Below are 14010 nucleotides of genomic sequence, written 5' to 3' on the forward strand. Positions count from 1 at the left end.
GCCGAGCTCCACCACCGGCAGCACGCGACCGTCGAGCAGGTCATCGCGGACGGCAAGGGCTCGACGCTGGCCCACCTGCCCTCCGGGAACTTTCAACGGGTGGGAGGTGTCGAAGAACACCAGGTTACCCGTCACCGGGCCCGATTCGTTGCGCTGTTGTGTGATCCACATCGGATTGCCGGTGATGAGGGCCACCTGGTACAGCTCGGGGTCGCCGCGCCGGATCAGCGCGGGGGGCCGACGCGACCGCACCGGGACGTGGACGTAACGGGCCACCTGAACCTCGCCGAGGTCCAACGCCGAGGCCTCCGCCCGGAAGTCGCCCGCGTACTCGCTGGTGACGGACGTCGGCGCGATGTCGCGGCCGACCGCATCGGTGAACCACTCGAACCGGTCGGCAACCGGAATGGAAGCCGTCGATACCGTCGACTACATACGTCGTGCCCCCCGTCATCCGGCCATCCGCAAGGCCGAGCCGGCAGTGTAGTTTCCCGGCCGCCGTGTCCCGTCCTTGCCCCGCTCAGCAGGGGCAGCCGGCCGCGCCGTCAGTGAGCTCCTCCGTGCTCGGTCAACGAGAGCAGCGAGGATGGGAGGTACCCATGTCGTGGTGGAGTTCCGGGAGCGCTCGTCCCAGTCTGCGGCCGCGCGCGCCTGGAACTCCCACGCCGCTTCGACAGAGTTGCTGTTCTCCGGTTGGACGTCCATCGTCCCCTCCCTTCTGAGGCGCCGGACGAAGCCGGACCTGCACACTCAACCTTCGCTGAGACGGAGTCGGTTCCGTCAACCCTCGCTGAGATACGCGCAGCCTTCGGTGAGACAGGTCACCGGTTGACGTGTGACAGCGGAGCTGGACCGATTGACACCGAAGTTGGATCGAACGCAGTTTGTGACAGCGAAGGTGGATCACTGCTGTTCAGGGGCCCGAAGCAGTCGTACGTCGGGCTCTCGTGCCGTGCTCCTGCCAATTGGATGGCCTTGACCTGCCGCAACGAAGTTAGTCGACCGGATCGTGTTGACCTGCGCGGACTGGATTGAGTGAGACGCCGGTGGCTCGGCGATTTGCCTCTGCGGGAGGACGCTGTCCTTTGACGCTGAGGTTTGACGGCACGGCTCAGGCACTCCCCCGCGTGCCCAGCCGCCACGTCGGTAGGATGCGGTCGATCATGTTCGCGGCAACGTGTGCGCTCCAGGCCGGGGCGTGTAGGTTCGAATAAGGGGAGCACTGCGGCTCTGACAGAGCGGCCTTCGCTGGCGTGGGATGTCGCTGACCTGGCGCATCAGCAGTGGCTCGTCGTGCCGATGGTCGGTGCCGATGGTGCTCTCCACTTGCGGCGGCGGAGACGCCGGCACGGCGCACGCGGTTCCGGTGCAGTCCCAGCGGAAGAACCAAGTGCGGGCCTCCGCAACGCGCTTGGCATGTAACAGCGGTGTACGGAACATGGCACAGGGCTCGTACTGGCAGGTGCCGTTGCTTCCCCCTTAGCCCCGTCGGTGGGATGTTTGCGGCGGGAGCGGCCCGCAGCAGGCCGCGGGGAGGGATGGAGTGGACACCTTGACACGTCAGCGGCACCGCAACGGCCGCGGCAGTGGAAGAACCGGCGGAAGGGCTGGGGGAATCGGCGGGACCGGCGTGAACGGCACGACGCGGCGCCGCTGGGCGGTGGTGACCGCCGCGGCGATGGCCATGGCCGTACCCGTGACCCTCGGCGCCGCAGGCGACGCGGGGGCGGCGGGGTCGGCAGGGCCGGCGGGCGCACATTCGATCGTCTTCGCCCGCTACACCGCGGCAGCGCCCACGGAAGACCTCTACGCGATCTCCCCCAGTGGCGGCACGACCGTCAAACTCACCCACACCCCCACCGTCAGTGACGTGATGCCCAGTTGGTCCCCGGACGGCAAGCGGGTGGCCTTCGTCCGCTACGGATCCGGTGGCGCCATCGACGGCATCTGGACGATGAACACCACGGGCAGCGACCTGAAGGCCGTCCCCGGCACCAAAGGCGCCTCCGACCCGGCGTGGTCCCCGGACGGCAAGCGGATCGCCTACGCCAAGCCGGTCGGCACCCAGCACGAGATCTATGTGGCCGACATCGACGGCACTTCCGCCACCCGGCTCACCCACACCGCCGCTGACGACCTCCATCCGACGTGGTCCCCGGACGGCAAGTACCTCGCGTTCAACCGCGCGGACGCGGGCGGACACAGCAGGGTGATGAAGATCCAGCTGTCCACGCTGGCCCAGACGGCGGTCACCGGGCCCAGCTCCCACGACTCGACGCCCGACTGGTCGCACGGCAACCGGATCGCCTTCAGCCGCGTGGACTCCTCCGGCTTTGCCCACCTCTACCTCGTCCGCCCGGACGGCACCGGACTCCACAGCATCACCGGGGGGCTTTTCAACGACAAGAACCCCTCCTGGTCCCCGGACGGCAGCAGGCTGGTCTTCACCAGGGGCGGTACCGACGACGCGGACCCCGAACACCTCTACCTGGTACGGGCAGACGGCACCGCACTGACCCAGCTCACCCAGAACGACTCCCATGACCTGGAGGCAGACTGGCGCCCGTGAAACGCCAGTCCGAGAGGCCGGCACCCCGACCAGGTCCGGGGAGCTGGGTGCCGGCCCGCGCCACCCGCGCAGGCTCACCCGCGTCTGATGGAACGTGTCGCCTGCAGTCTCGGATGATCCAGGCGGCGGCTGTTTTTCGAGCCGGCGTTCAGGGTGCGACGCGGCGCCTGACCGGTTCCCCGAGCGGCTCGGTCGGCTCCGCCTCGACGGCTGCGAGCAGCGAGGCGCCCCAGACGATGTGACACCGCAGCAGGGGGCACCGGTCAAAGTTCGGTGAGATCGGTCAAGGTTCGGTGAGACGGGACAGCAACTCACCGGGACCGGGGGAACTCACCGTCCTGCCAGAAGCCGGTGCGAGGACCACCGCTGTCCCGTCTCAGCGCAGTTTGACCGTGGCGCTCCAGGCTAGAACGGCGGCTCCACGCTGAACCCGCCCGTAGCGGCCCAAGGATCGTCCTGCTCCCGCTGCTCCGCCGCCTCTCGTTCCCGCTCCCGCTTCCGCCGTTCGGCAGCCGCGCGACTCTCGGCGATCGTGGCAATGGCATCGAGGGCCGCGGCCGGGCGGCCGTGCCTGATCAGCATGTCGGGCAAGTCATGGTGAACCAAGTAGTGGGTGGAGGAGCGGAGCAGTGCGAGGGCTTCCTCCGTCCGTCCTGCTCCAGCAGCCGCGCCAGCGCGGTGTCCCACTCGCCCGGCTCCCGCTCGTTGAGGGCGATGGCCTCCGAGATGCCCTCCTTGTACACACCCTCGTTTCCCGCTGTTGCGCCCGTGCCGGTCAGCCGCCCGGGCGCAGCCGGAAACCGTGCACGGTGCGTACCGGTCGGCGAGCGCGGCCCGGAACTCCTGGGTGGTCACGAACACCGGCCCACGCACCGCCTGCTGCCGGCCATCGGACCGGTTCCGCTCGACCCCCTCGACCGCGGCCCGCACCCGCTCCTCGCGGAAGCGGTCGACCGCGCCGGCGAACTTCGGGCACCGGGCGGCGGTCGACGATCCCCGCGACGGCCCCGTACAGCGTCGGAGCGCCGTAGGTCTCGACCCGCCAGCCGAGCGAGCGGCGCTCCGCATCGCCTTCGTTGCGCCCGGTTGCGCGGATTTCGGCGGGGCGTTCGCGACGTTTCGGGCCTCATGAACCCAGCACCTTTGATGGCGGGCAGCGGGGCACACCTCCCGCAGCGCCTTCCACAGGCCCATCGCGCCGTCGCCAACGACCAACTCGGGGTCGCGCATGCCCCGGCGGCGGCAGTCCCGCAGCAGATCGGCCCACAACTCGGTCGACTCCCGCAGTCCCCTATGTGCACCACGTCGGCCCACACGTAGACGAAGCCGACCAGCTCGTGCGACCCGTCGGACAGGCCCTGGGCGGGCAGCCGTGCTCCCTTGAAGACAACGCCTACCGGCCGACCTCGCGGGCGCGGAAGTCCTCGACGGTCTCGCGGCGGATCAGCAGCCGGATCCGGCCGTCCCGGACGGCGGCCACCGCGGGACGGCCGACCAGGTTGTAGCCGGAGGCCATCGACAGTTGGTAGGCGCCCGCGGCGGGGACGGCCAGCAGGTCGCCCGCCCGCAGGTCCACGGGCACTGCGGCGCCGCGGACGAGGACGTCCCCGGCCTCGCAGTGCCGTCCGACGACGTCCGTCGGGGCGGTCGGCCCGCTGCCGCTGCGGCCGACGGGGCGGACCTGGTAGGCGGAGCCGTACAGCGCCGGGCGCGGGTTGTCGCTCATCCCGCCGTCGACGGCCGCGAACCGCCGGCCGTCGGCGGTGTGCTTCACCGACAGGACGCGGTAGACGGCGACACCGGCCGGCCCGGCGATCGCCCGGCCGGGCTCGACGATCAGCCGGGGCACGGCGAGGCCGTGTGCGGCGCAACGTTCGGCCAGTCGCGTCCCGACCGCACGGGCGAAGCGGGCGGGATCCAGTTCGCCGTCCCCGGGCAGGTAGCGGATGCCGTGGCCGCCTCCGAGGTCCAGTTCGGGGAGTTCACGGCCGTGCCGGTCGCGGACCGCCGCCAGCAGGGCGACCAGCCGGTCCACCGCGGCGAGGTAGGGCGCGGTGTCGGTGATCTGCGAGCCGAGGTGGCAGTGCAGTCCGGCGAGGTCGAGGCCGGGTCGGCCGAGGATGCGGGCGACCGCCTCGGCTGCGTCCCCGCCGGCGATCCGGAAGCCGAACTTCTGCCCGTCGGTGCCGGTCCGCACGGCGCTGTGGTGGCCGGCGGCGATGCCGGGCACCACCCGGAGCAGCACCCGCTGCGGGGTGCCGGCGTCGGCCGGGGCGGCGATCCCGGGGATCTCGGAGAGGCCGTCGACGACGATCCGGCCGACCCGCAGCCGCCGGGCGAGCCGGAGCTCCTCCGGGCTCTTGGCGTTGCCGTGCAGCAGGATCCGCTGCGCCGGGAAACCCGCGGCGGCGGCCAGCCGGAGCTCGCCGGCCGAGCAGACGTCCAGGCCGAGGCCCTCCTCGGCGATCCAGTCGGCCATGGCGCTGCACAGGAAGGCCTTGGCGGCGTAGTGCACGTCGGCGTGCGGCAGGGCGCGGCGCCAGGCCCGGGCGCGGCTGCGGACCTCGGCCTCGTCCAGGACGTACAGCGGGGTGCCGAAGCGGTCGGCGGCCTCGACGAGGCCGACACCGCCGATCAGCAGGTCGCCGCCGGGGCCGGGCCGGGCGGAGGCCGGCCAGGGGCTGCCGAGCGGCCGGGTGCCGGCCGGGCCGGCGGACGGACGGGGACCCGCGGACGGGCGACCGGTGGGCGGGTGGGCGGGTGGGCGGACAGCGTGGTCATGGCGCGGCACTCCTGCCGAGGAGGGGCGGGGACGGCGGCGCTGCGGGGACGGCGGCCGGGACGAGGGTGCGGAGCACCAGCTCGACGCGGAGGCGGGTGGCGCCGGCCCGGCGCAGTTCCACGACCACGGCGTGCAGTTCGCGGGGGCCGGTGCAGGCGAGGAGGAGTTCGAGGTCGGCCTCTCCGGCCAGCGCGAGGCCGGACCGTACGGCGGGGCAGCGCGCCGCCAGGTGGTCGAAGTCGAGGGGCGCGGGGCCGTGGCAGAGCCGGACGACGGCGTGCAGCGGACGCAGCGTCACCACTGCCGTTCCAGCGGCCGTTCGGCGGCGGGCAGCCCGCGGAGCGTGGCGCCGGCGGGGAACCCGGTGCCACCGGGGTGGGGCGCGACCAGTCCCGGGTCGAGGACGAGGCGGTCGATGCCGAGCGGGGCGGTGAGGCCGCGCAGGGCGGGTTCGGTGAGTTCGGCCGCCTCCTGGTCGGGGCCGAGCAGGGCGTGCAGGGCGGCGGCGGTGCTGAAGGCGACGGCGCAGCAGCTGCCGTCGCGGTGCCGGAAGAACCGCAGCACCTGCACCGGGCCGGTGGTCCGGACGGGCACGAAGCGCAGGGCATGCGCCGCCGGACCGCCGGGTGTCCCGGGTTCGTCGGGTTCGTCGGGCACGGTGGTGTCGGTGGTCATCGCTCGTCCTCGGGTGGCCTGGTCGGGAGGGTCGGTGAGGTGCCGTCAGTCGAGGTACTGCAGTGCCGTGCGGCAGTTGCCGGTGGTGCGGGCGTGGTCTGCCCGCGGTTCCTCCGAGCCGTCGGCGGCGGCCCGGAGGAGGGTGAGGGCGGTCCCCCGCACCTCGGCCGGCGGCACGGCCCGGCGGCTGCTCGACGGCACGGGGACGGCGGCGAGGACGGCGGCGAGGACATGGCGGTCGGTCACGGCAGGTGCTTCCTTCCGGTGGTCGGACGGGCGGCCCGGCTACCCGGGTCCCGCTCCACCAGTGGATTCCCTCCGCCCTCCCCGGGTACCGGTTCTTGACGCACGGCCTACGCGGACGGGCCCCGCCTTGACGCGTCCCTGACGCCGCCGTACCACGGCACGGCACTGCACGGCGCCGCTCCGCACCGTGCCCGTGGCTCGCCCGTCACCCGAGGGTGCGGCGGAGCCGGCCGGACAGGCGGCGCCAGATGGCCGTCCCGACGTGGCTCGTCTCCAGGCGGTCGGCCTCCCGGGCGGCCCGCTCGTTGCCGCACTCCGCGGCCCAGCGGTACCAGTCGATGGCCTCCCGGATGTCGCCGCGGGCCTCGCACGCCCGGGCGCCGTCCATGATCGCGGCGTTGTTCCCGGCCTGGCCGGCCCGGCGGAGCCAGTCCAGTGCGGTGCGGACGTCGCCGGGGCCGTCGGCCTCCAGGTGGGTCCGCGCGACCTCTCGCATGGCCTTGGTGCTGCCCGCCAGTGCGGACTGGCGCTGCCACTTCTCGCTGTTGGTGGTGTCGAGCTCGGCCATCGCGTGGATCGCCCTGGGGTCGCCGGCCTCGGCCAGTTCGCGGTACCGCTTGACGGCGCGCTTCCGCAGCCGCCGGCGCTCCTCGGGATCGTCGGTCCGGTCGCGCAGCTTCAGACAGATCCGGGCGATCTCGTGCTTGGCCTCCTTGTCGCCCAGGGCCTCGGCCTGGGTGTAGAAGCGGAGGGCGTCCTGCAGCCGGCCGGTCCGCTCGTGCCCGCCGGCCTCCGCCCGCGCGGCGGCCCGGGCGTCCGCGTCCGCGGTGCGGGCCGCCTTCGCCGACGGCTTCTCCGCGGGCGCGGCAGCGGCCTTCGCCGTGGCCTTGGGCGCGGCGGCCTTCTGGCCCGCGGCCTGCTGCGCTGCCGCCTTCGGCGGAGCGGCCGTCTTCGACGGCGCGGTCTTCCCGGCCGCGGGTGCGGAGGCGGCCCGGAGGCGGCGGGCTTCCTGCGCCGCCCCGGCGTGCCCCTTCGCGGCGGCGCGGTCGTACCACTCGAGGGCCCGGACCCGCTGGCCGGTGCTCTCCAGCAGCGCGGCCGCTTCGACCATCGACGGGAGGTGGTCCCGTTCGCCGGCCCGGCGGAGGTGGTCGATCGCCTCCGCGGTCCGTCCCTCCTCGCGGAGGCGCCGTCCGACGACGTGCAGCGCCTCGGTGTTTCCGGCGGCCCCGGCCCGGCGGTACCAGTCCGCCGACTCGGCCTGCCGCTGCGGGTCCTTGCCCAGGAGCTGCGCGGTCAGCAGCATGCCGTGGGCGTGGCCGGCCTCGGCGGCGCGCCAGTACCAGACCAGCGCCTCCTGGGGCCGCTTCTCCTTGTGGTACCAGGTGCCCAGCGCCAGCATGGCGTTGCTGTCGCCGTCCAGTGCGGCGGCCCGGTGCTGGCGCAGCGCGGTCCGCTCGGCGGCGGGCACCGTGCTGTGCGCCGCGGCGGCCCGCACCCGCAGGACGGCGTCGGCGGCCTTCGGGTGGTTGCGCTCGGCGGCCTTCTCGAACCACTGCAGGGCGTCGGCCAGCCCGCCGGGTTCCTTCTCCATCAGCTCGCCGAGCCGCATCGCGGCGTGCAGGTCTCCGGCCTCGGCCGCCTGGCGGTACAGCGCCGCCGCCTTGGGGAGGTGGTGGGGCAGCCGCTGCTCGATGAGGAAGGCGGCCTCGCGGGCGCCGGTGGGGTTGCCGCCCTCGGCGGACCGCCGGAACCAGTGCAGCGCCCCCTCGGGATCGCCCGCCTGCTTGAGGGAGGCGGCCAACCGCCGCATCGCCTCGGTGTCGCCGGCCTCGGCGTCCGCCAGGAACTTCGCGCCGGGGGTGCCCGGCCGCCCCTTCACCGCGGCGGCAGGCGGGGGTGTGGGCGGGGGCACCTCGACCTTCGCCGGAGCGGTCGGCGGCAGGGTGGTCGACTCCTCCCCCGGTCCACCGGTCGGCGCGGACGCGAGGCTCCGCTCCCGCAGGGCCCGTGCACCCGCCGCCGGCAGGCCGTCGGCCGCCGGTGCGGGAGCGGGCGTCGGCGTGGGCGTCGCCGGACCGGACCGCACCGACCACGCCCGCCCGCTGCGCATCGGCTCGGCCAGATCGAGGGCGATCGCCGACCGCTCGTCGACGGCCTCCCGCAGCACCGGCGGCAGCCAGTCCCGGCCCCGCGGCTGGGCGTCGGCGGGCAGCAGACCGGCGAACTCCGCCGGGTCCGGCCGGTTCTGCGGCTTCGGCTCCAGGCAGGGCCGGACGATCCGCTCCAGCGTCGGCGGCATGCCGTCGAGCTGCGGCCTGCCCTGGAGGATGTTCGCGCCGATCTGCATGGCGGATCCCGGCCCGAACGGGTGCCGGGCGAGGGCGGTGTAGGCGAGGACGAGGCCCAGCGCGAACATGTCGCTGGCCGGGCCGACGCGTTCGTCGCGGAGCTGCTCGGGCGAGGCGAAGGTGGTGGTGCGCAGCGCGACGCCGGTGGCGGTCAGGGTGCCGCCGTGCGCGGGGGCGAGGTGGCGGGCGATGCCGAAGTCGATGACGGCGGGCCCGGTGCCGGCGAGCAGGACGTTGGCCAGTTTGAGGTCGCGGTGCACCAGGCCGGCGGCGTGGATGCCGCGCAGGGCGTCGGTGAGGCCGGTGGCCAGCACACGCCAGGTCCGCTGGGGCAGCGGGGCGCCGTGCAGGTCGAGGGCGTCGGCGAGGTCGATGCCGGGGATGTAGCGGGCGGCGAACCAGGGTTCGGGGGCGTCGGTGTCGGCGTCGACGACCTCGGCGGTGTACTCGGAGCCGACCGCGCGGGCGGCCTGGACCTCCCGGGCGAACCGGGTGCGGAACCGTTCGGGGGCCTCGGCGAGCCGGTCGGGGCGGACGGTCTTGAGGGCGACCGCGCGGCCGTACTCGGTGCGGGCGAAGTAGACGTTGCCCCAGCCGCCCCGGCCGAGCAGCGCGAACAGCCGGTAGCGGCCGATCAGTTCGGGATCGTCCTGCTGCAGGTGCTCCACTCGCCCCCCTCTGCCCGTGCCGCCGCCGTTCTCGACCTGTCCGGATCCGCCCGCCCGGGCCGGTCCGTCCGGGCCGGTCCGTCCGGATCCGCCCGCCCGACTCAGTCCGTCCGGGTCAGCTCGTCGTCCTTCCCCGGCCGCCGGGGCGGTCGGGCCCGGACGCCCTCGGCGCGCTCGCCCGGCCAGCGCTGTCCGCTGCGGCGGAGGACGACACCGGGCACCAGCTCGATCTCGTCGTCCGGGCCGAACCCGCCGTACCGGGCGACGTCCGCCCCTCCCGCGGCCAGGTCGTCGCGGTGCGGCAGCGTCCGCCACGGCGAGGCCGCGCCGCCGGGGCGCAGGGTGCGGATCCGGCTGCGTCCCTTGCTGGTGTCCAGGACGCGGAGGGTGCCGCGGTGGGCGACGATCACCAGGTGGTGGCGGCTGACGGCCAGGCGGCGCCGCTCGGCGAGGAGTCCGGGGTCGATCCGGGCGAGGTGGCCGCGGCCGAGGGCGAATTCGCGGCCCTCGTCCTCGGCGAGGTTCTCCCAGGCCTGGCACTGCCCGTCGACGAGGATCTTGAGCTGGAGGCGGGGGCGCCGGGGCCCGGCGTCGGCGAGCAGGGTGCCGTGGCTGCGGCAGACGACCTTGCCGCCGCGGATCGCCGGGCCCGGGTTGCAGGCCTGCCGGGGGCAGCGCCAGGAGCGTTCGAGGATGTCCGCGCGGGGACGGCCGCCGAGCATCAGGTTGCGCGCCTTGAGGTCGTCGCGTTCGCCCTCGCGGGAGATCTCCCGGTCGGCGACGACCCGCATGTCCCGCCGGACCAGCCGGACGGGACCGCCCCGGGCGGGGCGTTCCGGCCTGAGGAAGTGCTCGCGGTCGCCCTGGATCCAGGGGTGGTCGCCGCGGTGGCCGGTGAAGTTGTCGCTGCTGACGACCGGGGTGCCGAAGACCTTCGCGTGGTCGAGCAGGTCCGGGTCGGCCTTGCCGATGGCGGCGATCAGTCCGCGGTCCCGCCACTCGCGCAGCAGGCCGGGTTCGCCGGGGTCGGGGAACTCGTCGTCGTACCTGCGGTCGAGCAGGCTGTTGTCGGCGATCGCGTGGACGGTGACGTCGGGGTCGCCGGTGGTCCGGCAGAGCGCCGCGAGGACGAGCCGCAGCCGCTCCAGGGAGCGGCGGGTGCCGCCGCCGAGCGCGGTCTCGCGGACGATGTTGGAGAGGTCGATCAGGTAGTCGGCCTGATCCGGTTCGCCCCGGAGATGGCGTTCCATGCCGCGGAAGGCCGCCAGGTCACTCGCCACGCCCGTCACCCCATGCAGCCGGCCCGCCCCGTACAGCAGGAGAGGCTAGCGACTCCCGCGGCCCCGCAGACCGTAATCCGGCAAACCGGGCCCACGGGCGCTCCGGGATGGTAATGGCCGGGCGCCCGGCCCCGGACGGGCCGGCTGCGGGCTGCTTCCGGGCTGTTCCCGGGTGCCCGACCGAGCGGTCCGCCCGGGGGGTCGTCCGGCTTGCCGCCGGGGCGGCCGTCCGGGCTGCGGACAGCCCTTGACATGCGTGTCCGTGGCTGGATTACTGGGATTCCCGGCACCGACCGAACGGTCGGTGGGCATTGGCTGGAGGCGTGATGAGCGGCAGCGGCACGGAGCACCATCGGGACGGGGCGCACCGCCTCGGCGAGCCGCTGCCCGCCGACCTGCGGGACGCCGGCGAGCGCCTCGACCGGCAGGAGCTGGCCGAGCTCCAGCTCCGCCGCCTCCGGCAGACCCTGCGGCACGCGTACGCGAACGTCGAGTTCTACCGCCGCTCCTTCGACGCGGCCGGCGTCCGCCCCGAGGACTGCCGCACCCTCGCGGACCTGGCGCGCTTCCCGTTCACCACCAAGGCCGACCTGCGGGACAACTACCCGTTCGGGATGTTCGCCGTGCCGATGGCCGACGTCCGGCGGGTGCACGCCTCCAGCGGCACCACCGGCCGTCCCACCGTGGTCGGCTACACCGAGAACGACCTGTCCGTCTGGGCGGACGTCGTCGCCCGCTCGATCCGCGCGGCCGGCGGCCGGCCCGGCCACAAGGTGCACATCGCCTACGGCTACGGCCTGTTCACCGGCGGCCTCGGCGCGCACTACGGCGCCGAACGGGCCGGCTGCACGGTGATCCCCGCCTCCGGCGGCATGACGGCCCGCCAGGTGCAGATCATCCGGGACTTCGAGCCCGAGATCATCATGGTCACCCCCTCGTACATGCTCACCCTGCTGGACGAGTTCGAGCGGCAGGGCGTCGACCCGCGCAGCACCTCGCTGCGGGTGGGCATCTTCGGCGCCGAGCCGTGGACGGAGGAGATGCGGCGCGAGATCGAGGAGCGCCTCGACCTGCACGCGGTCGACATCTACGGGCTGTCCGAGGTGATCGGCCCCGGCGTCTCCGCCGAGTGCGTGGAGACCAAGGACGGCCTGCACGTCTGGGAGGACCACTTCTACCCCGAGGTGGTCGACCCGCTCTCCGACGAGAGCCTGCCGGACGGCGAGGGCGGCGAACTCGTCTTCACCTCCCTCACCAAGGAGGCGATGCCGATCGTCCGCTACCGCACCCGCGACCTCACCCGGCTGCTGCCCGGCACCGCCCGTCCGGCGTTCCGCCGGATGGAGAAGGTCACCGGCCGCTCAGACGACATGATCATCCTGCGCGGGGTCAACGTCTTCCCCACCCAGATCGAGGAGATCGTGCTGCGCACCCCGGCGGTCGCGCCGCACTTCCAGCTGGAGCTGACCCGGCGCGGCCGGATGGACCACATGTCCGTCCGGGTGGAGTGCCGCCCGGACGCCACCCCCGAGCAGCGCGAGGCCGCGGCCGCCGCCATCGCCGCGGGCGTCAAGGACGGCGTCGGCGTGAGCGTCGCCGTGGAGGTCGTGCCGCCCGACACCCTGGAGCGCTCGGTCGGCAAGCTCCGCCGGGTCGTCGACACCCGCAACCGCTGAGCCGCCCGGGCCGGACGGACCGTCAGACGGGCTCCTCGCCGAGCACCCGGTGGAGCAGGCCGAGCAGGGCCGTGCGGTCGGCGGCCGGCAGGTCCGCGTAGCACTCGGCGAGGACCTCCTCCGCAACGGTGCGGCCGGCCTCCAGCATCCGTTCGCCGGCGGGTGTCAGCCGGTGGTCGATGCGCCGGCCGTGGCCGGGGGTCCGCTCGATCAGGCCCTGGGCGACGAGCCGGCCGGCGAGGGTGCCGAAGGCCTGCTCGGTCTGGAAGGTCTCGGCGGCGAGGGTGCGGGCCGAGGCGCCGGGCTGCCGGCCGACGGCGCGCAGCGCGTCCCACTGGGCGAGGGTGGTGCCGACCGCGGCGAGTCCGGTCTCCAGCGCCCGGTGCTGACGGTGCTGGACCTGCTTGACCGCTCTGCCGAGTTCCTGCAGATCACTGTGCATGGGCCGATTCTAGGCCATGACCAAGCTAGCTTATATAAGCATCCTTAGTTATGCTCGGCCCATGACCACGAACCGCGCAGTCGCGCTCGACGACGACCTGACCATCACCCTCACCGAGAACGGAACGGGCCGCCCCGCCCTGGTCCTCCACGGCGGCGGCGGGCCCGCCACCGTGGCCGGCCTCTCGGCCCACCTCGCCCGCACCCTGCACACCCTCACCCCCGTCCACCCCGGCTGGGACGGCACCCACCGCCCCGACCGGCTCACCCGCATCGCCGACCTCGCGCAGGTCTACCTGCGGCTGCTCCGCGACCGCGGGCTGACCGACGTCCTGCTGGTCGGCTCCTCCCTCGGCGGCTGGATCGCCGCCGAGATGGCCGTCCGGGACACCGCCGGGACGGTCGGCGGCCTCGTCCTGGTCAACGCCGTCGGCGTGCACGTCGAGGGCGAGCCGATCCGCGACGTCCTCACCCTCGACGCCCACGGCCTCGCCGAGCACGCCTGGCACGACGCCGAGCGGTACCACGTCGACCCGGCCGGGCTCCCCGCCGCCGAACTCGCCCGCCGCCAGGGCAACACGGCCACCATGCGCGCCCTCGCCGGCGACCCCTACATGCACGACCCCGAGCTGCTCGGCCGGCTCGGCGGGGTCGAGGTCCCCGCCCTGCTCGTCTGGGGCGAGAGCGACCGGATCGTCACCCCCGCGTACGGCGCCGCCTACGCCCGTGCCTTCGCCGACGCCCGCCTCGCCCTCGTCCCCGCCGCCGGCCACCTCCCGCACATCGAGCAGCCCGAGGCCACCTTCGCCCTCCTCGACGCCCACCTCGCCTGACCCGCCCGGCTCCGGCTCCGGGCAGTGGGCTCAGCCGGCGCCACCCGAGTGCTCCCGCCCGTTGGCGTTGAACCCGGTGAAGGGGTGCACGCCCGTCGGATCGGCCCCTGCGTCCCCATCGCCCCCGGCCCGCCGGTCGGCGCGGAACCGCCCGACCAGCAGGGCCAGCACCCGGCGGAACCGTGACGGCGCGGGCGCACCGCCACCGGTCCGCACGAAGTGCGGCCGCCGCGGCAAACCCGCCGGTCCGGGACGGTCACCATCCACCGGGCACTCCTCGTCCGCCGGAGGAAGCCCTCGGGCCCGGGTTGCGCACCGGCCCCGGGACGTCCTCGAGCTCCTCGTACACCACCTCGTTCCAGGGTCCCACCGGGATGCGCTTCGCCGCGTTCACGGCAGGGGTCACGGTGTCGCCGGCGCACGGTGCGGGTGGGGCCGTCGTCCTGCCTGCCCGAACTCCGTCCACCCGCCCGCACCCGGGAACCGGAC

The 14010-nt window shown here is 74.3% G+C and carries 11 protein-coding genes and 2 pseudogenes; 3 read left to right on the forward strand and 10 right to left on the reverse strand.

Features of this window, described 5'->3' with window-relative positions; all coding sequences use genetic code 11:
- Window positions 1-147: 147 nt before the first annotated feature.
- A pseudogene (locus AB0442_RS25825) lies at window positions 148-408 on the reverse strand (AraC family transcriptional regulator); the annotation flags it as partial.
- Between the two features lie 1222 nt (window positions 409-1630).
- Between AB0442_RS25825 and AB0442_RS25830 the strand changes: the two are divergent.
- Window positions 1631-2569 carry a DPP IV N-terminal domain-containing protein gene (locus AB0442_RS25830; protein WP_366165659.1) on the forward strand — a complete coding sequence of 313 codons (939 nt, stop codon included), beginning with the start codon at window positions 1631-1633 and terminating at the stop codon, window positions 2567-2569.
- A gap of 575 nt (window positions 2570-3144) precedes the next feature.
- Here AB0442_RS25830 and AB0442_RS25835 read toward each other — a convergent pair.
- From AB0442_RS25835 to AB0442_RS25870, 8 genes and pseudogenes are all read right to left on the reverse strand, one after another.
- Window positions 3145-3312: a hypothetical protein gene (locus AB0442_RS25835; RefSeq protein WP_366165744.1), complete on the reverse strand. Its 168-nt coding sequence runs from the start codon at window positions 3310-3312 to the stop codon at window positions 3145-3147.
- 319 nt (window positions 3313-3631) lie between these two features.
- Window positions 3632-3859 (reverse strand): annotated as a pseudogene (locus AB0442_RS25840) (transposase); the annotation flags it as partial.
- Between the two features lie 103 nt (window positions 3860-3962).
- Window positions 3963-5360: a diaminopimelate decarboxylase gene (lysA, locus tag AB0442_RS25845; RefSeq protein ID WP_366165661.1), complete on the reverse strand. Its 1398-nt coding sequence runs from the start codon at window positions 5358-5360 to the stop codon at window positions 3963-3965.
- Window positions 5347-5649 carry a hypothetical protein gene (locus AB0442_RS25850; protein WP_366165663.1) on the reverse strand — a complete coding sequence of 101 codons (303 nt, stop codon included), beginning with the start codon at window positions 5647-5649 and terminating at the stop codon, window positions 5347-5349. Before AB0442_RS25850 ends, lysA begins: the two co-directional genes overlap by 14 nt.
- Window positions 5646-6026, reverse strand: coding sequence for an SAV_915 family protein (locus tag AB0442_RS25855; protein ID WP_366165664.1), 381 nt, complete (start codon window positions 6024-6026; stop codon window positions 5646-5648). The genes AB0442_RS25850 and AB0442_RS25855 overlap by 4 nt, the downstream gene beginning before the upstream one ends.
- A 45-nt stretch (window positions 6027-6071) precedes the next feature.
- A complete protein-coding gene (locus AB0442_RS25860) occupies window positions 6072-6272 on the reverse strand; it encodes a hypothetical protein (RefSeq protein WP_366165666.1) in 201 nt (66 codons plus the stop codon).
- A 205-nt stretch (window positions 6273-6477) separates the two neighbouring features.
- Complete coding sequence (locus tag AB0442_RS25865) at window positions 6478-9291, reverse strand: protein kinase (protein ID WP_366165668.1); 2814 nt, start codon at window positions 9289-9291, stop codon at window positions 6478-6480.
- 101 nt (window positions 9292-9392) lie between these two features.
- Window positions 9393-10571, reverse strand: coding sequence for an FHA domain-containing protein (locus AB0442_RS25870; RefSeq protein WP_366165670.1), 1179 nt, complete (start codon window positions 10569-10571; stop codon window positions 9393-9395).
- Between the two features lie 326 nt (window positions 10572-10897).
- Here AB0442_RS25870 and paaK point away from each other — a divergent pair, with 326 nt between their 5' ends.
- The gene (gene paaK / locus AB0442_RS25875; RefSeq protein ID WP_366165672.1) at window positions 10898-12247 is read left to right on the forward strand and encodes a phenylacetate--CoA ligase PaaK; all 1350 of its coding nucleotides are present in this window, start codon (window positions 10898-10900) and stop codon (window positions 12245-12247) included.
- A 22-nt stretch (window positions 12248-12269) separates the two neighbouring features.
- On the opposite strand, the gene AB0442_RS25880 is transcribed toward paaK, so the two are convergent.
- Window positions 12270-12689, reverse strand: a complete 420-nt coding sequence (locus AB0442_RS25880) for a MarR family winged helix-turn-helix transcriptional regulator (protein WP_366165674.1) — start codon at window positions 12687-12689, stop codon at window positions 12270-12272.
- 61 nt (window positions 12690-12750) lie between these two features.
- Between AB0442_RS25880 and AB0442_RS25885 the strand changes: the two genes are divergently transcribed.
- On the forward strand, window positions 12751-13521 hold the full coding sequence (locus AB0442_RS25885; RefSeq protein WP_366165676.1) for an alpha/beta hydrolase: 771 nt from the start codon (window positions 12751-12753) through the stop codon (window positions 13519-13521).
- Window positions 13522-14010 lie beyond the last annotated feature (489 nt).

Source organism: Kitasatospora sp. NPDC085895 (assembly GCF_040702125.1).
GTDB classification, from domain to species: Bacteria; Actinomycetota; Actinomycetes; order Streptomycetales; family Streptomycetaceae; genus Kitasatospora; species Kitasatospora arboriphila.